At 69.5% G+C, this 17,788-nt stretch carries 16 protein-coding genes; 9 read left to right on the top strand and 7 right to left on the bottom strand.

Translation table 11 applies throughout. The features are described 5' to 3' along the window. The first annotated feature begins 152 nt into the window (after window positions 1-152). Window positions 153-542: an OsmC family protein gene (locus HWX00_RS15975; RefSeq protein WP_175028938.1), complete on the top strand. Its 390-nt coding sequence runs from the start codon at window positions 153-155 to the stop codon at window positions 540-542. Window positions 543-625: 83 nt separating this feature from the next. Here the strand turns inward: HWX00_RS15975 and HWX00_RS15970 are convergent, their stop codons facing one another. Together HWX00_RS15970 and HWX00_RS15965 are read right to left on the bottom strand one after the other, a co-directional pair. Then, window positions 626-1,204, bottom strand: a complete 579-nt coding sequence (locus tag HWX00_RS15970; RefSeq protein WP_175028937.1) for a hypothetical protein — start codon at window positions 1,202-1,204, stop codon at window positions 626-628. Window positions 1,205-1,298: 94 nt separating this feature from the next. Continuing rightward, window positions 1,299-2,702 (bottom strand): HdeD family acid-resistance protein, encoded by a 1,404-nt coding sequence (locus HWX00_RS15965; protein ID WP_175028936.1) that lies wholly within the window; start codon window positions 2,700-2,702, stop codon window positions 1,299-1,301. Between the two features lie 340 nt (window positions 2,703-3,042). On the opposite strand from HWX00_RS15965, the gene HWX00_RS15960 reads away from it, so the two are divergent. From HWX00_RS15960 to HWX00_RS15930, 7 genes are all read left to right on the top strand, one after another. Next, window positions 3,043-3,681 (top strand): hypothetical protein, encoded by a 639-nt coding sequence (locus tag HWX00_RS15960; RefSeq protein WP_034189316.1) that lies wholly within the window; start codon window positions 3,043-3,045, stop codon window positions 3,679-3,681. 37 nt (window positions 3,682-3,718) lie between these two features. Further along, a complete protein-coding gene (locus HWX00_RS15955) occupies window positions 3,719-4,276 on the top strand; it encodes a helix-turn-helix domain-containing protein (protein ID WP_049028326.1) in 558 nt (185 codons plus the stop codon). An 81-nt stretch (window positions 4,277-4,357) separates the two neighbouring features. Continuing rightward, window positions 4,358-4,939, top strand: coding sequence for an HD domain-containing protein (locus HWX00_RS15950; protein ID WP_175028935.1), 582 nt, complete (start codon window positions 4,358-4,360; stop codon window positions 4,937-4,939). A gap of 55 nt (window positions 4,940-4,994) precedes the next feature. Then, window positions 4,995-5,723 (top strand): class I SAM-dependent methyltransferase, encoded by a 729-nt coding sequence (locus tag HWX00_RS15945; protein ID WP_049028328.1) that lies wholly within the window; start codon window positions 4,995-4,997, stop codon window positions 5,721-5,723. A 262-nt stretch (window positions 5,724-5,985) separates the two neighbouring features. Further along, window positions 5,986-7,170 (top strand): macrolide transporter subunit MacA, encoded by a 1,185-nt coding sequence (gene macA, locus HWX00_RS15940; protein ID WP_049028329.1) that lies wholly within the window; start codon window positions 5,986-5,988, stop codon window positions 7,168-7,170. Between the two features lie 2 nt (window positions 7,171-7,172). Continuing rightward, the gene (locus tag HWX00_RS15935; protein WP_175028934.1) at window positions 7,173-9,227 is read left to right on the top strand and encodes a MacB family efflux pump subunit; all 2,055 of its coding nucleotides are present in this window, start codon (window positions 7,173-7,175) and stop codon (window positions 9,225-9,227) included. Between the two features lie 13 nt (window positions 9,228-9,240). Next, window positions 9,241-10,614: an efflux transporter outer membrane subunit gene (locus tag HWX00_RS15930; RefSeq protein WP_175028933.1), complete on the top strand. Its 1,374-nt coding sequence runs from the start codon at window positions 9,241-9,243 to the stop codon at window positions 10,612-10,614. Window positions 10,615-10,644: 30 nt separating this feature from the next. On the opposite strand, the gene HWX00_RS15925 is transcribed toward HWX00_RS15930, so the two are convergent. After that, on the bottom strand, window positions 10,645-12,183 hold the full coding sequence (locus HWX00_RS15925) for an MFS transporter (RefSeq protein WP_034189310.1): 1,539 nt from the start codon (window positions 12,181-12,183) through the stop codon (window positions 10,645-10,647). Window positions 12,184-12,361: 178 nt separating this feature from the next. On the opposite strand from HWX00_RS15925, the gene HWX00_RS15920 reads away from it, so the two are divergent. Next, a complete protein-coding gene (locus HWX00_RS15920) occupies window positions 12,362-13,282 on the top strand; it encodes a LysR family transcriptional regulator (protein ID WP_069706733.1) in 921 nt (306 codons plus the stop codon). Window positions 13,283-13,325: 43 nt separating this feature from the next. On the opposite strand, the gene HWX00_RS15915 is transcribed toward HWX00_RS15920, so the two are convergent. The 4 genes from HWX00_RS15915 to HWX00_RS15900 are packed head-to-tail and all read right to left on the bottom strand — an operon-like array spanning window position 13,326 to window position 17,700. Continuing rightward, window positions 13,326-14,465 carry an enoyl-CoA hydratase/isomerase family protein gene (locus HWX00_RS15915; protein ID WP_069706732.1) on the bottom strand — a complete coding sequence of 380 codons (1,140 nt, stop codon included), beginning with the start codon at window positions 14,463-14,465 and terminating at the stop codon, window positions 13,326-13,328. Beyond that, complete coding sequence (locus HWX00_RS15910) at window positions 14,462-15,253, bottom strand: enoyl-CoA hydratase (protein ID WP_175028932.1); 792 nt, start codon at window positions 15,251-15,253, stop codon at window positions 14,462-14,464. Before HWX00_RS15910 ends, HWX00_RS15915 begins: the two co-directional genes overlap by 4 nt. Continuing rightward, window positions 15,253-16,152 carry a 3-hydroxyisobutyrate dehydrogenase gene (gene mmsB, locus HWX00_RS15905; RefSeq protein WP_059556848.1) on the bottom strand — a complete coding sequence of 300 codons (900 nt, stop codon included), beginning with the start codon at window positions 16,150-16,152 and terminating at the stop codon, window positions 15,253-15,255. The genes HWX00_RS15910 and mmsB overlap by 1 nt, the downstream gene beginning before the upstream one ends. Before the next feature lie 18 nt (window positions 16,153-16,170). Beyond that, entirely contained in the window at window positions 16,171-17,700 is a 1,530-nt protein-coding gene (locus HWX00_RS15900; RefSeq protein WP_034189305.1) for a CoA-acylating methylmalonate-semialdehyde dehydrogenase, read from the bottom strand. Window positions 17,701-17,788 lie beyond the last annotated feature (88 nt).

Genomic DNA, 17,788 nt, shown 5'->3' with positions numbered 1-17,788 from the left:
TCGCAACGTGGCACGAATGTGAAGGTGGACGAAAGAACTCGCGGGTCGCCGCCCACCCTGTTACAAGCGGTACCGGTACCACCCGTTGCCTTCCGCCACGGGCGGCACCCGCGTACCCTGTCGCCACCCTCACCCTGCTATGGAGCATCGCGATGGTAACCGCCACACGGTTCGGCAAGCCCTATTGCGTCGAGATCGGCAACGGGCGCAGCGTCGTGCGTGCGGACACGCACAAGGAAGGCCAAGGCGGCGACGCAGGCATGCGGCCGCACGAGCTGCTCGAAAGCGCGCTCGCGGCGTGCGTCTGCATGTCGATCGACCTGGCCGCGCAACGCGCGGGCGTGACACTGCCCGCCTGCACGGCGGACGTGACCGTCGACCGCCTCGACCACGAAACGGGTTTCGATATCGCACTGCGCTTCGCGGCGCCGCTGTCGCCCGCACAGCAGACGCTCGTGCGCGACGCGGTGCGGACTTCTCCGGTCGCCCGGACGCCCGGCAAGCCGATACGGGTCAGGCCGGCCACGATCGCGAGCGGTTGACCGTCCCGGCATGCGCCGAACGCGGCACTATCGATGCCGGCACATCGACGGCGGCACGGCTCGCACCTGTGGCATCCGGGCGCTCACGACCCGGTGCCGAGCTGCGTGCACGCGCGGGCGGACGCTTCGGGGCCCTCGAGCGCGAGAATCTGCCACACACCGATACTGACGCGCTGGCGCGCGGCCGTCGACGCGTCGGCCAGCAACGCCTCGACACGCGGCGCGGCATCGGGCGCCTTCTGCCGCAGCGCCGCGTGATGCCGCGCGCGGGACGCCGGCTCGGATTCGTACACGTCGCAAAGACGCACCATGCCGGCGAGCCCGGCCAAGTCGTCGTCCTTGTCGATCGCGCCGGGTTCGACGGGCGCGAGACCCTTGCGCTCCTCCGGCGGCAGCTTGTTGCGCGCGCCTTCGTCGATCGCCGTGGCGGACGCCGGCGGCAAGCCGCCGATCGCCGCGACGATCCGGCTGCCCGCGGCGATCATGTCGCCCTGGCACGCGATCTTCTCGGCGGCCGCGACGTTCGAGCAGAACGACACCGACGTCCGGTACACGTCGTTGCTCATGCGCGGCACTTCGTCCGAACTCGCCTGCGCGAAACCGGCGCCGGCCAGCACGAGCGCAGCGGGAATCAGGATGCGTAAAGCTCTCGTCTCGTTCATTGTTGTCGTCTGTGGATCGTGATGGCGGGCACACTCGCCGGGTCGCGCGGTGGCGACCCAAGTGACGCCGGGCCCTCGTCCGGCGCCACGCGTTTCACTTCATCGACGCCGCCTCCGATCGGCCGGGCGACAGCGCCGCGCTGTCCTGCTCGCGCCACGCGCGGCGCGACGCCATGATCGCATTCACCGCCGAGCGCGCGACCTTCCACCACGCGAACGGCCGCGGATCGGCGAGCATGCTGAGCGCGCGCGCATAGTCGAGCGTGAGGCCGGGCGTCCACGCCATCGTCACCGCACGCTTGCGGATCTGCGCGGCCACCCACAGCTCCGGCGTCAGCAGCAGCCGCACGAACGCGCCCCACCCGGCCCGCGCCCCCTTCAGTCGCCACACCGCGCCGTCGAGCGCGGCTTCGAGCGCATTCGATACCGTGCTCGAGCAGTTGCGGTGCGTGAGGTTGTACGTGACGTTCTGCCGATACGACGACCAGAAGGCTTCGAGCTTCGCCGGATCGTAGTTGCGGATGCGTACGCGCACGGTCGACGGGCACCACGCTTTCGACTCCGTCGCATAGTCGGGCTGGAACAGGCCCGGCACGTCGTTCTCGCGCGTCGCGCGCAGAATGCGCGTGAATTCGTCCGGAGAACGATCGATTTCGACGCCCGGGTACAGGCTGATGTAGATGCCTTCGGGCGACTCCAGCGCCGCGTGCCCGGTCGAGATCACGCCGTTGACGTCCACCGCCGCGATGTAGCGGTCGATCACGGGATAACGCTGCGCTTCGGCCTTCGACGTGCCGGTCGGCGTCCACACGTGCACGGTGAGCGCGTGCTCGCCGTCGGCCGGCGGGCCGTCCCATTCGGCTTGCGCGAACCGCGGCTGCTCGCGCGCATCGTCGAGATCGGGTACGAGCGCCGGCGCGGGCGACGTCGCGAACGCGGGATTGCGCGTCAGGCGCCGCTCGCGCGCGGCGAGGCTCAGCATGTGCATTCCGCCGAACATCAGCAGCAAGCCGAGGCAGTACGGCACGGTGCCGACGTAATGCGTCGGGTACGGCTGGAAGAAGAAGACCGCCAGCAGGATCTCGACGATGCCCCACGCGAAGGCGACATTCCAGCGCCGGTAGCGCACCATCCACGCGGACGTGCACTGCAGCAGCCCGTCGACGAGGAACAGCGTGCCGAAGATCATCGACAGCAGGAAGTGGCCGTGGTGATGGCCGGCGAACACGAGCCCCGCGGCCACGACCACCACGATACCCTTCACGTAGCGCAGGATGCGCTGCCCGCCGACGCCGCTGCCGGCCATGGCGAGCGTCGCGAGCCCCTCGATCAGGAACAGCCACGCGAACAGCTCGATCGGGAAATGCAGCGCGCCGTCGAGCGCGTCGACGAAGATCCCGATGCCTGCCGCGACCCACACCCAGCCGAGCACGGTCAGCCCGCGCCAGCGGGTTCGCAGATATTCGATGCCCAGCAGCAGCAATACCAGTCGTACCATCGCGCCCTCGTGTCATTTTTCGGGATACGCGCGGCCTCGCGTGCCCTGTCATGTCGACCACGCGCCGTGCGACGCGGCGGCCGAAAGTCGGTCATCGTTGCCGGCGCGTCGTGCCGTCGACATGACCGACGGCGGCCGGCATGCGCCGCTCTCGCCGAATAATAAGATATGGCGGAGCCGGTTGAAAGCCTGGCGAAAACGTTTTCGGCGGGGCGCGAAGCGATCCGGCCGCCCGCTGCCATGACAGATTTCCCTTCGACAACCTGCCGCCGATACGCGAGAATCGCGCTTCCGAGGGCGCAAGCCACTGAACCGAACCGCACAGACGGGACAACAACAAATGAGCACATCGATCACGCGCCGGCGCCTGCTGGCCGCCGCCATGGCCGCGAGCAGCCTGGCGCTGTCAGGCTGTTTCACGCCGAAGCTGTACAAGGACGACGCATACAGCGAGTACGTCACCAGTTTCATGATCACCCAGGACGGCAAGAAGCTGGTCGTCCTCGGCACGCGCTACCATTACATCTTCGATCTGCCGGCCCAATTGCGGCCGGTGCTGCTGTCCGGCTACCGGAAATCGCTGCATACGACGTTTGCCGACTTTCACGCGAGCGGCGGCGGCATCACCGGCCACTACCGGATCGTGTTGCCGAAGGACGCGTCGGACGACGATCGGCAGGCTGCCCGTGCCGACGGCTTCACCGCCGCGCCGGCCGGTCTCGTGCTCGAAGGCGACATCGGCGGCAAGCGCTATTCGACGGAAGGTTTCGCCGAGCAGGACAAGGGCGCCGCGCAAGCGTTCAACGAGCAGTACCGGGTGTACATCCGGGAATCGCCGTCCGTCGTCGGCATGGGCCTGCGGATCCTCGCCACGCCGATCACGGTGGCCGCCGACGGCGTGCTCGTGCTGGGCGGCATCGTGCTCGTGCCGTTCGCGGCCATCGCGATCCAGGCAAACGGCGGCATCCGGATCATGTAACGGCGTGCGCGGTACGCGCCGCCACGGGAGCATCGTCATGACCGCCTCACCGCTTCACACGCCGCCGCTCGGCCCGCAACTCAAGCGCTGGCGCGCGCTGCACCGCGTCAAGCAAAGCCATGCGGCCGAACTGTTCGGCGTCGCGCAATCGACGATCTCGCGCTGGGAAGCCGGCCGCCAGCAGATGTCGCCCGACGAGCGCGCGACGGCCGAACGGCTGCTCGCCGCGCGTCTCGATTCCGCCGGCGACCACGCGCTCGCGCGGCTGATCGCGGGCAGCGCGGGCCGCCTGCATCTCGTGTGCGACCTCACGCATCGGCTGCTCGCCTGTTCACCGGCGCGCGCGGCCGAGTTCTCGCAGCCGCTTTCGATGCTGCTCGGCACGTCGCTGTGGCGCTATGCGACGCCGGAAATCGTCCGCATGGAGGCCGCGCTTGATCCGCTCGGCTGGCACGATCGCGCGGGGCCGCCGAGCGTCGAGTTCGACACGGGCGCAAACGCATCGCGCGTCGTGCCGATCCGCGGCAGCCGGTGCCGGTGGACGCGCATGACGCTGTCGGACGGCTCGGCCGCGCGACTCGTCGAGACGCTTTAGCGCGCGCCGCGCATATTTCATGCGTGGACGAACCGCGATCGGGCGGCGTACGCTGGACGGCTCATCGCAAGGACGCCGACCATGAACTCCGATACGATCCGCGCACGGCTCGATTTCCTGCGCGAAGCCGAACGCCTGAAGGACGTGCTGCGCAGCGGCCACACGTCGAACGGTCGCCCCGAAAGCACGGCCGAGCACAGCTGGCGGCTGTGCCTGATGGCGCTCGTGTTCGCCGACGCGCTGCCCGGCATCGACATGCTGAAACTGCTGAAGCTGTGCGTCGTCCACGATCTCGGCGAGGCGCTGCACGGCGACATCCCCGCGATCGAGCAGGCCGCGCATCCCGACAAGAGCGTGCACGAACGCGATGACCTGCTGACACTGACCGGGTCGCTCGACAATGCGCAGCGCGACGCGATCGTCGCGCTGTGGGACGAATACGAAGCGGCCGCATCGCCGGAAGCGCGCGCGGCGAAGGCGCTCGACAAGCTCGAGACGATCCTGCAGCACAACCAGGGCAGCAATCCGCCCGATTTCGACTACGCGTTCAATCTCGGCTACGGCCGGCGCTACACCGACGCCGCGCCGCTGTTCAGCGCGATCCGCGAGATCGTCGATGCCGACACGCAGCGCAGGATCGACGCGGGCAGGCAGCACGCGTAAGCTCGCGGGTTCGGGCGCACCGCACCGCGTGCCCCGCTCGCACGAGGCGCGCCGCATGACGCAGAACATCTACGACGACCCGGCCTTCTTCGAAGGTTACAGCCGCCTGAACCGCTCGATTCACGGGCTCGACGGCGCGCCCGAATGGCCCGCGCTACGCGCGCTGTTGCCGGATCTGCGCGGCCGCCACGTGCTCGATCTCGGTTGCGGCTACGGCTGGTTCAGCCGCTGGGCGGCCGATCAGGGCGCGGCCGGCGTGCTCGGCGTCGACGTGTCCGAACGCATGCTCGAACGAGCGAACTCGACCGCCGCGCATCCGGCCATCACGTACCGCCGCGCCGACCTCGAAACGCTCGTACTGCCGGACGCCGCATTCGATCTCGCCTACAGCTCGCTCGCGTTCCACTACATTGCGCACCTCGACACGCTGCTGCGCACGATCCACCGCGCGCTCGTGCCGGGCGGGCGGCTCGTGTTTTCGATCGAGCATCCGGTCTATACGGCGCCGCGCCGGCCCGGCTTCGTCATCGACGCGCAGGGTAACCGCACCTGGCCGCTCGACGGCTACCAGCGTGAAGGCGAACGCGTGACCGACTGGCTCGCGCCGGGCGTCGTCAAGCAGCACCGCACGCTCGGCACGCTCGTGAACCTGCTGATCGGCTGCGGCTTCACGCTCGCGCATCTCGGCGAATGGGGGCCGACGCCCGAGCAGGTCGACGCGATGCCCGCGCTCGACGAGGAGCGCGACCGCCCAATGATGGCCATCGTCGCTGCACATCGGTAGCGCGAACGTCGGGTCGTTCACACATCGCCACAATCACGCGGCCTGGCCCCCTTGCGACACGGCGCTCGCACAATTCAGCACAATTTCCACACGATTCGGCGCGAATTCCTCGCTTACCATGGGCGCCTGATTCGGCCCGGCACGCCCGCGCGATGCGTACGCGGATGCCGTCGCGGGCGACATGCCCGGCATGCGACGCCGGCCGGATCGTCCCGCCCGGCCGCACGCATCGCCGGCATCGCTTCATCCTCGCAGTGTTCTCATGGCCCAGAAGACCCATTGCCGCCGGCGCATCGTGCTGGCTACCCTTGCCGTCGTCGCGATCGCCACCGGCGTCACGCTGAAAGCCTGCGCGCCCGACAAGCACCCGCAGTACCTGTCCGCGCCCGTCACGCGCGGCGATCTCGAGAACGCGGTGCTCGCGACCGGCGCGCTGCAGGCGTTCAGGCAGGTCGACGTCGGCGCGCAGGTGTCGGGGCAGTTGAAGACGCTGAAGGTCAAGCTCGGCGACAAGGTCACGAAGGGCCAGTGGCTCGCCGAGATCGATCCCGTGATCTCGGAAAACGCGCTGCGCCAGGCGCGCGCCAGCGAAGAAAGCCTGCGCGCGCAGCAGCAATCGGCGGCCGCGCAGCTGACGCAAGCCGAACTCGCGTTCCGCCGCCAGCAGGCGATGCTGCCCGATGACGCGACGTCGCGCGAATCGTTCGAGGCCGCGAAGGCGACGCTCGACGTGCAGCGCGCGACCCTCGCGTCGCTCGCCGCGCAGATCCGTTCGGCCCGCATCCAGATCGAGACCGCGCAGGCCAACCTCGGCTACACGCGCATCGTCGCGCCGATCGACGGCCAGGTCGTCGCGATCGTCACGCAGGAAGGCCAGACCGTGATCGCGCAGCAGCAGGCGCCGGTGATTCTGAAACTCGCGAATCTCGACACGATGACCGTGAAGGCGCAGGTGTCGGAAGCCGACGTGATCCGCGTGAGCGCCGGCCAGACCGCGTATTTCACGAGCCTCGGAGAACCGGACAAGCGTCATTACGGCAAGCTGCGCGCGATCGAACCGGCGCCGCAGAACTACGCCGACGTACAAAGCCCGCTCGGCGGAGGCGGCGCGAAACCGAATGCCGCGGTGTTCTACAACGCGCTGTTCGACGTGCCGAATCCCGAGCACCGGCTGCGCATCGCGATGACCGCGCAGGTCAGCATCGTGCTCGGCAACGCGCGCAACGCGCTGAGCATCCCGGCCGCCGCACTCGGCGAGAAACGCAAGGACGGCACCTATGCGGTGCGCGTGCTGCGCGCCGACGGCAGCACGGACACGCGCAACATCCGCATCGGCATCAACAACAACGTGCGCGTCGAAGTGCTGGCCGGCCTGAAGGACGGCGAGCGCGTGGTGCTCGGCGAAGCGTCGGCGGACGACCACGCGCTGCTGTCGGACGCGGTGTGACGATGCGCCAGCCCCTGCTCAAACTCGCCGCCGTGACACGACGCTTTCCGGCCGGCGACAAGGACGTCGTCGTCCTGAACAACGTGAACCTGTCGATCGACGCGGGCGAGATCGTCGCGATCGTCGGCGCGTCGGGCTCCGGCAAGTCGACGCTGATGAACATCCTCGGCTGCCTCGATCATCCGAGCGAAGGCACGTACACGGTCGGCGGGCGCGACACGCACATGCTCGACAGCGACGAGCTCGCGCAATTGCGCCGCGAGCACTTCGGCTTCGTGTTCCAGCGCTACCACCTGCTGCCGCACGCCGACGCGGTCGCGAACCTCGAAATGCCCGCGATCTATGCAGGCACCCCACGCGCGGCGCGGCACACCCGCGCACGCGAACTGCTCGCGCGCCTCGGGCTCGCCGATCGCGCGCATCATCGCCCCGGGCAGTTGTCCGGCGGCCAGCAGCAGCGCGTGAGCATTGCGCGCGCGCTGATGAACGGCGGCCAGGTGATCCTCGCCGACGAGCCGACCGGCGCACTCGACACGAAAAGCGGCCAGGAGGTGCTCCGGATCCTGCACGAGCTGAACGCGCTCGGCCACACGATCGTGATCGTCACGCACGACAAGACCGTCGCGCGCCATGCGCGGCGCATCATCGAGATCAGCGACGGCGAGATCGTCGCCGACCGGCCGAACCGGCACTACGCGGAAGCGCTCGCCGAAGCCGGCATCGATACGGCGGAAGCCGCCGCAACCGCCACGGCTGCCGGCTCGTCGGCAGTCGATCGTCACGATACGGCCACGCCCGCCGACGCCGACGCGAACGCCGATACCGATCCCGCCCCGCGCGCCCCGCGCTTCGCGGCCGGCACCGGCCGCTTCGCCGAGGCATGCCGGATGGCTTGGATCGCGCTCGTGTCGCACCGGCTGCGCACGCTGCTGACGATGCTCGGCATCATCATCGGCATCACGTCGGTCGTGTCGATCGTCGCGATCGGCGAAGGCGCGAAGCGCTACATGCTCGACGAGATCGGCAGCATCGGCACCAACACGATCAACATCTATCCGGGCACCGACTGGGGCGACAGCCGCGCGGACACGATCCAGACGCTCGTGCCGGCCGACGTCGCCGCGCTCGCCGAGCAGCCGTACGTCGACAGCGCGACGCCCGAAACGTCGCGCACGCTGCTGCTGCGCTACCGCAACGTCGACGTCAACGCGCTCGTGAGCGGCGTCGGCGACCGCTACTTTCAGGCGCGCGGGATGCGTTTCGCGCTCGGCGCCGCGTTCGACGACGACGCGGTGCGCCGCCAGGCGCAGGTCGCCGTGATCGACCAGAACACGCGCCGCAAGCTGTTCGGCGCGACGCGCAACCCGGTCGGCGACGTGATCCTGGTCGACAACGTGCCGTGCGTCGTGATCGGCGTGACGGCCGACAAGAAGAGCGCGTTCGGCAGCGTGAAGAGCCTGAACGTGTGGGTGCCGTACACGACCGCGAGCGGGCACCTGTTCGGCCAGCGTTATCTCGACAGCATCACCGTGCGCGTGCGCGACGGGCAGCCGAGCGCCGCCGCCGAGAAAAGCCTCGAGAAGCTGATGATCCAGCGCCACGGCCGCAAGGACTTCTTCACGTACAACATGGACAGCGTGGTCAAGACCGTCGAGAAGACCGGCCAGTCGCTGACGCTGCTGCTGTCGCTAATCGCCGTGATCTCGCTCGTCGTCGGCGGGATCGGCGTGATGAACATCATGCTGGTGTCGGTCACCGAGCGCACGCGCGAGATCGGCATCCGGATGGCGGTCGGCGCGCGGCAATCCGACATCCTGCAGCAGTTCCTCGTCGAGGCCGTGCTCGTCTGCCTGCTCGGCGGCACGATCGGCATTGCACTGTCGTTCGGGCTCGGCGCGCTGTTCTCGATGTTCGTCGTGCAGTGGAAGATGGTGTTCTCCGTCGGCGCGATCGTGACGGCGTTCGTATGCTCGACGCTCACCGGTGTGATATTCGGGTTCATGCCCGCACGCAACGCGTCGCGGCTCGATCCGATCGATGCGCTCGCGCGCGATTGACGAAAGACCTGCCATGACGCATTCCTCACCGCTTCGCCGCCTCGGCGCATTCGCGTGCGCGGCCACGCTGCTCGCCGGGTGCGCGGGTGCGCGTCACGATCCGCTGCCGGCCGTCGCGATGCCCGCGCACTGGGCCGCGCCGGTCGCGGCGAACGCGCCGGCCACCACGCGCGACTGGTGGCACAGCTTCAACGATCCGCAACTCGACGCGCTGATCGACGACGCGCTGCGCGCCAACAACGACCTCGCGATCGCGGCGATCCGCGTCTATCGCGCGCAACTGCAGGCCGGTCTCGCCGATACGAACCTGACGCCCAACGTGACGGCCGGCGCGAACGGCGCCGTGTCGCGCACGCTCGATACGCACCGGACTAGCCGGTCGAGCGGCATCAACGGTTCGCTCAGCTATGAAATCGATCTGTGGGGCCGGCTGGCCGCGCTGCGCGACTCGGCGCGCTGGGAAGCCGATGCGACGGCCGCCGATCTCGAAGCCGCCCGGCTGTCGCTGATCGGCACGACCGCGTCGCTGTACTGGCAGCTCGGCTATCTGAACCGGCAGATCGCGCTCGGCGACGCGAACATCGCGTATGCGGTGCGCACGCTCGCGCTCGTCCGGTCGCGACACGCCGCCGGCGCCGTGTCGGGGCTCGATCTCGCGCAGGCCGAACAGAGCCTCGCCGCGCAACGCGCCGCGCAGACGCAGCTGATCCAGCAACGCACCGAGAACCGCCACGCGCTCGCGATCCTGTTCGACCGGCCGCCGCAGCAGCTTGCTGCCGAACCGTCGGCGCTGCCCGACGCAGCGCCGCCCGAGGTCGCGGCCGGCCTGCCCGCGAGCCTGCTGGGCCGCCGCCCCGACCTGCGCGCCGCGGAATTCCGGTTGCGCGAGTCGCTTGCGCAGGTCGACGCGACGCGCACGAGCTTCTACCCGACCTTCACGCTGACCGGCAGCGCCGGCACGACGAGCACGAGCCTCGAGCGCGTGCTGACGAACCCGGTCGGCACGCTCGGGCTCGGCCTCGCGCTGCCGTTCATCCAGTGGAACACGATGCAGTTGCAGATCAAGGTGTCGAAGTCGCAGTACCAGGAGGCGGTGGTCGGATTCCGCCAGCGGCTCTACACGGCGCTCGCGGAAGTCGAGAATGCGCTGTCGGCACGCGTGCAGCTCGAACGCGAAGCCGAACAGCGCGCGCTGTCGCTCGAACAGGCGCAGCGCGCGGAACGGCTGGCCGCCGCGCGTTTCGCGGCGGGCGCGACCGCCGTGCAGCCGTGGCTCGACCAGCAGCAGGTGCTGAGGAGCGCGCAAGGCGCCGACGAACTGACGCGCCTGAACCGGCTCAACAACCAGATGACGCTGTACCGCGCGCTCGGCGGCGGGACGTCCTGAGCGGCGGCGCGGCGCCGCGCGCGGGCCGCGTCATTCGCATACCGCTGCCCGGCGCCGCGCGGGCGCGAACGCCACCGCGCTCGCCGTCGCGAGCACGGCAACACCGGCCGCGCCGTAGACCATCACCCAGCCGAAGCCGTGCACGAGCGCCGCATGCAGCGCCGCGCCGCTCGGGTCGGCCTGCGCGAGCGCGGGTGCGATCGCGTGCAGCCCGTCGGTGCGGCCCGACGCGATTTCCTGCGCGAGCCTGCGCAGCGCGGTATCGCCGATCGCGCCGGCCGCCCCGCCCTTCAGGCTCGCGACGATCCCCGCGACCAGCACGAAGCCCATCGCCGCGATGTTCAGCGCAAGCGAGATCATCCGCGCGCTCATGTCGATCCCCGATGCCATCCCGGCCCGCGAACTCGGCACCGCGCCCGTCGTCGTGTTCGTGACGGGCGTGTTCGTCAAGCCGAGCCCGATGCCGGCGATCACGCAGCCGGGCAGCATCGTCAGCCAGCTCGCATGCCCGGCCGCGCTGCCGAGCCGCATCAGCGCGAAGCCGGCCGCGATCGTGAACAGGCCGCCCGGAATCACGACGCCCGGCCCGTAGCGCAGCGCGAGCCGTTCGCCGAACGGCGGCGCGACCAGCGTCGGCAGCGTGTACGCGAGCAACGCGAGGCCGGCCGTCACGCTGTCGTAGCCGAGCGCGACCTGGAACCAGATCGGCAGGTAGATCATGAACGGCCAGAAGCTGAAGTTCATCCCCATCGAGCCGAAGATCGCGCCGGTGAACGCGCGGATCCGGAACACCGAGAAGTCGAACATCGGCCGTGCGCTGGCGCGCTCCGCGACGACGAAACCGATCAGCGCGAGCACCGTGGCCCCGAGCACGCCGAGCCCGGCGGCGCTCGCGAGCCCGAGTGCCGCGCTCTGCGTGATGTAGAACGCAAGGCCGAGCACCGCGAGCGACAGCGTGACGATGCCCGCGACGTCGAGCGTGCCTGCATGCGGATCGCGCGACTCCCGCACCGCGCCGCCGATCAGCACGAGCGCGACGGCCGCGAGCGGCGCATGGACGAGGAACACCCACGGCCAGCTCGCCAGCGCGACGATCGCGCCGCCGACGATCGGCCCGAACCCGAGGCCGATTCCGAACACGATCCCCCAGATCCCGAATGCGCGGCCGCGCTCGCGGCCCTCGCGGAACTGGTGCGACAGCACGGCGATCTGGCAGATCAGCATCGCGCCGCCGCTCGCGCCCTGCAGCAGCCGGCCCGCGACGAGCACCGGCACGTTCGGCGCGAGTCCGCACAGCAGCGACGTCGCGCCGAACAGCACGGTGCCGATCACGTACACGCGCTTGCGGCCGAACCGGTCGGCGAGCGTGCCGGCCGCCATCAGCACCGTCGTGCACGCGATCGTGTATGCGTTCATGATCCACTGCATGCCGTTGAAGTCGCCATGCAGCACGTGTTCGAGCGTCGGCAGGATCACCGGTACGCTCGAAATCTCGAGGCCGAACATCAGCGACGTGAGACAGACGGCCGCAAGTGCGACCGCGTTCCTGCGGGAGTCGGATCGTGTCATGCGTATTGCGCGGCGGCCCGGCGACAGGCCGCGCGCCTCCAGGTGAGTAGGATTCGCCGCGTGCGGCCGGCAACGCACGCTGGGCGGGAATCGGTACTATAGTGAGAATTTCCCTCCCCATTGACGCATGCATTTCCACGAACTGGGGAATTTCAGGAATCAATCACGGCAACTTGCGATGACCGACAGACTCGACGGCGTGACGACCTTCGTGCAGGTAGTGGAATCGGGCAGCTTCGCGCTCGCGGCGGAACGGCTCGACATGACGCGTTCGGCGGTCGGCAAGGCGATCGCGCGGCTCGAGAAGCGGCTCGGCGCGCGGCTGCTGCAGCGCACGACGCGCAGCCAGAGCCTGACCGACGACGGCCAGGCGTACTACGACCGCTGCGTGCGCGCGCTGGCGGAACTGGAAGCGGCGGAGGCCGATCTCGATTGCGGCCGCAACGAGGCGCGCGGCAAGTTGCGGCTGAGCGTGCCGCTCGCGTTCGGGCACCACTGCGTGACGCCGATCGTGCTCGATCTCGCACGCCATTACCCGCATCTGCGGATCGACGTGTCGATCACCGACCGGTTCGTCGATCTCGTCGAGGAAGGCATCGACCTCGCGGTCCGGATCGGCACGCTCGCGGACAGCACGAGCCTCGCGGTGCGGCGGCTCGGCACGCAATACGGCAGCCTCGGCGCCGCGCCGTCGTATCTCGCGCGCCACGGGATGCCGAAGACGCTCGACGACCTGAAGCATCACCGGACGATCGCGTATTCACGCTCGGGCGTGGTTCAACCGTGGGACTTGCGCGCGCCGGACGGCTCGACGGTGCGGATCGACATGCCGCATCAACTGAGTTTTGACGATGTGCAGGCGATCGCCGCGGCCGGCGCATCGGGGTTCGGCATCGCGTGGGTGCCGAGCTGGCTGCTCGACCATTACGTGAAGCGCGGCGAGATGGTGGTCGTGCTCGATCGCTGCTTCGTCTGCGAAGGCGACATTCACGCGATCTGGCCGAAGACGCGCTACCTGCCGCGCAAGACGCGCTGCGTGATCGACGCGCTCGCGCAGGCGATTCCGCCGATGATCGAGCGCCCCGACGAACTGCGATGAGACGGGCGGGAACCGGCGCGCCGCCGCGCGGCGCGCCGGGGCATCACGCCGCGCCGAGATCCGCGAGCGGATGCGCGAACAGCTTCCACGGCGACGTCAGGAAATGCCGCACGCGTTCGGCGCGCACCTCGACCAGCGACGCGGGCGCCCAGCGCGGCTTGCGATCCTTGTCGACCAGGTGCGCGCGCACGCCTTCGCAGAAATCGCCCTCCTCGATCGCGCGCGCCACGATACCGAGCTCCATCCGGAACGATTCGGCGAGCGTCATCTGCCGGCCGCGCAGCAGCGCCTCGCGTGTCACCGAAAGCATCGTCGGCGAATGGCTCGCGAGCGCGTCGAGCGTCGCCTGCAGCCATTGACGGTGCTCGCGCGACAGTTCCTCGCGCGCCAGCTCCTGCGTGAGCGTCGCGACGATCCGCTCGACGGTCGAGCGCTTGTCGAAGTGACGGACGATCCACGGCATCTGGCTGTCGAGCGCCGCATGCGGCACCACGTTGCACGGCGGCTCGAACACCTTGCGCAGCAGCGGCAGCGCGTCGCCGTCCCACCTGACGCTTTCGATGCGCGTCTCGAACGTGTCGAGCCATGCGGACGGCACGCACAAGTCCGCGAGCTTCGCGCTCAGCGCGTCGGCGCCCGACAGCATCGCGCCGGTCAGCCCGACGTACAGCTCGAGTTCGACCGGCATGCGCGCCAGGAAATGCGTCGCGCCGACGTCGGGCACGAGGCCGATGCGCGTTTCCGGCATCGCGATCTTGCTGCGCTCGGTCGCGACACGCAGCGCCGCACCTTGCGCGAGCCCCATGCCGCCGCCCATCGTCACGCCGTCCATCAGCGCGACGACCGGCTTCGGGAACGTGTGGATCGCATGGTCGAGCCGGTATTCGTCGACGAAGAACGGCAGCCAAGTCTCGCGCTGCGCGACCATCCGGTACAGCGCACGCACGTCGCCGCCCGCGCAGAAGCCCTTCTCGCCCGCGCCGCGCAGCACGACCGCGACGATCTGGTCGTCGTGGCGGCAGCGCTCGAACAACGCGGCCAGCTCGCCGATCATCGCGTACGACAGCGCGTTGAGCGCGGCCGGACGGTTCAGCGTGATCAGCGCCACGCGGTTCACCACGCGGAACAGCACCTCGGGCGCGTGCTCCGCGAACGCGTCGTGATTCGTCACCGGCGTGCTCATCGTTGCGGCTCTCCGTCGGTGCGCCATTGCGGCGCGCGCTTGCCGAGGAACGCAGCGACGCCTTCGCGCGGATCGGCCGTGTCGAACAGGTCGATGAAGCGTTCGCGCTCGACCGCGAGCGCCGCGCCGCGCGGCACGCCGCGGCGCGCGAGGCCGATCAGCTCCTTGCTGTACGCGACCGCGTGCGGGCTCTGCCGCGCGACGTTGCGCGCGAGCGCCAGCGCCGCGTCGCGCGCGGCGCCGCTGTCGACCACGTCCTCGACGAGGCCGATCCGCAGCGCCGTCGCCGCGTCGACGCGCGCGCCGGTCAGGATGATCTTCTTCGCCCAGCCTTCGCCGACGAGCCAGGGCAGCGTCTGCGTGCCGAGCCCGCACGGCAGCAGGCCGACCGACGGTTCGGGCAACGCCATCTGCGCATGCGTCTCGGCGATCCGCAGGTCGCACGCGAGCGCGCATTCGAGCCCGCCGCCCATCGCGTAGCCGTTGATCGCCGCGATCGTCACGACGCGCGCGTCGTGCAGCGCCTCGAACGCCGCGCCGAAGCGGGCCGCCATCGCGCGCGCGACCGCGCGGTCGCCGTCGGCGAACGTGTTGAGGTCGGCGCCCGCGCTGAAGAACTTCGGCCCGTCGCCGGTGATCACCAGCGCGCGCACGCGCGGGTTCGCATTCAGTTCGGCGACGGTTGCCTGCAGTTGCTGCAGCCCGTCGGCGGTAAAGGCGTTCGCGGGCGGACGCTTGAGCGTCGCGCACGCGATCGCGCCGTCGTCGACGTAGTCCAGTTCGATCATCACGCGTCCTTCTTCGTTGCCGGTTGGTACAGGCGGATCACCGCCGAAAAATCGAGCTGGCCGTCGCCGCGGCTGCTCATCGTCTGGTACAGCTGCTGCGCGAGCGCGCCGAGATAGACGGGCTGGCGCGCCTGCTTCGCCGCGTCGTTCGCGAGCCCGAGATCCTTCAGCATCAGGTCGGTGCCGAAGCCGCCCGTGTAGCCGCGCGACGACGGCGCGGTCTCGATCACGCCCGGGTACGGGTTGTAGGTATCCGAGCTCCAGCAGCGGCCCGTCGACGTGTTGACGATGCCGGCCAGCACCTTCGGGTCGATGCCGAGCGCGACGCCGAGCGACATCGCCTCCGACACGGCCGCCATCGAGATGCCGAGCACGAGGTTGTTGCAGACCTTCGCGACCTGCCCCATGCCGGTCGCGCCGCAATGGACGATGTTCTTGCCCATGCCGGCGAGCACGGGCTTCACGCGCTCGAAATCCGCGTCGCTGCCGCCGACCATGAAGGTCAGCGTGCCGGCCGCCGCGCCGCCGGTGCCGCCCGACACCGGCGCATCGACGAACGCGCCGCCGTGCTCGCGCACCAGCGCGCCGAACGCCTGCGCGCTGGCCGGGTCGATCGTGCTCGAATCGATCACGGTCGCGCCCGCGCCGAGGCCGGCCAGCACGCCGTTTTCGCCGGACAGCACCGACCGCACGTGCGGCGCGGCCGGCAGCATCGTGATCACGAACGTCGCGCCCGACGACGCGTCGCGCGGCGACGCGGCCACCTGCGCGCCGGCGTCCTGCAACGCGCGCAACGCATCGGCGCTCAGGTCGAACGCATGCACGTCATGGCCGGCTTTCAGCAGGTTCAGCGCCATCGGCGCGCCCATGTGGCCGAGGCCGATAAATCCGATTTTCATGGTGGTATCCTCCGCCGCTCAGTGCAGCCGGATCGTCGTGTTCACCGGGCCGGCCGTCGCGTCGTCGTCGAACCAGCGCGCGGTGACCGTCTTGGTCTGCGTGTAGAACTGCACGACCTGCTTGCCGTACGGCCCGAGATCGCCGAGCTTCGAGCCGCGCGAACCGGTGAAGCTGAAGAACGGCACCGGCACCGGGATCGGGATGTTGATGCCGACCTGGCCGACGTCGATCTCGCTCTGGAACTTGCGCGCGGCCGCGCCGCTCTGCGTGAAGATGCCCACGCCGTTGCCCATCGGATTCGCGTTGACGAGCGCGATCGCGTCGTCGAGCGTGTCGACTTCCATCACGACCAGCACCGGCCCGAAGATTTCATGGGTGTAGACCGTCATGTCGGTCGTCACGCCGGAGAAGATCGTCGGCCCGATGAAGTTGCCTTCCTCGAAGCCCGCGACCTTCACGCCGCGGCCGTCGAGTTCGAGCTTCGCGCCCTCCTTCACGCCCGCCTCGATCAGCGACAGGATGCGCGCCTTCGCGCCGCGCGACACGACCGGGCCGACGTCGGTGCCCGCTTCCGCGCCCGCGTTGACCTTCAGCGTCTTCGCCTTCGCGACGAGATCGGGCAGCCAGTCGCGTGCCTTGCCGACGAGCACCGCGACCGACGTCGCCATGCAGCGCTGGCCGGCCGCGCCGAAACCGGCACCGACGAGCGCGTTGAGCGTCTGCTCGCGATTCGCGTCGGGCAGCACGATCGCATGGTTCTTCGCGCCCATCATCGATTGCACGCGCTTGCCGTGCGCGCTGCCGAGGTTGTACACGTGCGTGCCGACCGCCGTCGAGCCGACGAACGAGATCGCCTTCACGAGCGGATGCGTGCAGATCGCGTCGACGACTTCCTTGCCGCCGTGCACGACGTTCAGCACGCCTTTCGGTACGCCGGCCTCGATCGCGAGCTCGACCAGTTCCATCGTCGACATCGGGTCCTGTTCCGACGGTTTCAGCACGAACGTATTGCCGCAGACGATCGCCATCGGGAACATCCACAGCGGAATCATCGCGGGGAAGTTGAACGGCGTGATGCCCGCGCACACGCCGAGCGGCTGGCGCAGCGTGTAGGTGTCGACGCCGCCCGCGACGTTCTCCGCGAATTCGCCGAGCTGCAGCGTGCCGATCGAGCACGCATGCTCGACGACTTCGAGGCCGCGGAAGATGTCGCCTTCGGCGTCGGGGATCGTCTTGCCCTGCTCGGCCGTCAGCGTCCTCGCGATGCGCTGCTGGTTCGCGCGCACGAGATCCTGGAACTTCAGCATGATGCGCATGCGCGCGGAGATCGGCGTATTCTTCCACGTCGCATACGCGGCGTGCGCGGCCTGCACGGCCGCATCGACTTCCGCGACGGTCGCGAACGGCACGCGCGCGAGCACCTGCTGCGTCGCCGGGTTGACGATGTCGCGCCACTCGTTCGTGGCGGACTCGACGAAGGCGCCGTCGATCAGCAGCTTGACCGTCGGCACGTCTTGCCCCGTACGGGGCGTCGGATTCGCATTCATCGATCCTCTCTCCTTGCAGAGGGCCGCGAAGCGGCGTTCCGCCGCGCGGCCGGTTCAGTTCGGCGGCGGGCAACGGCCGCGACATGCG

The organism is Burkholderia seminalis DSM 23518, assembly GCF_902832885.1.
GTDB lineage: Bacteria > Pseudomonadota > Gammaproteobacteria > Burkholderiales > Burkholderiaceae > Burkholderia > Burkholderia seminalis.
The sequence above is the reverse complement of the archived record's forward strand: the minus strand, read 5'-3'. Positions and strand labels throughout refer to the sequence as shown.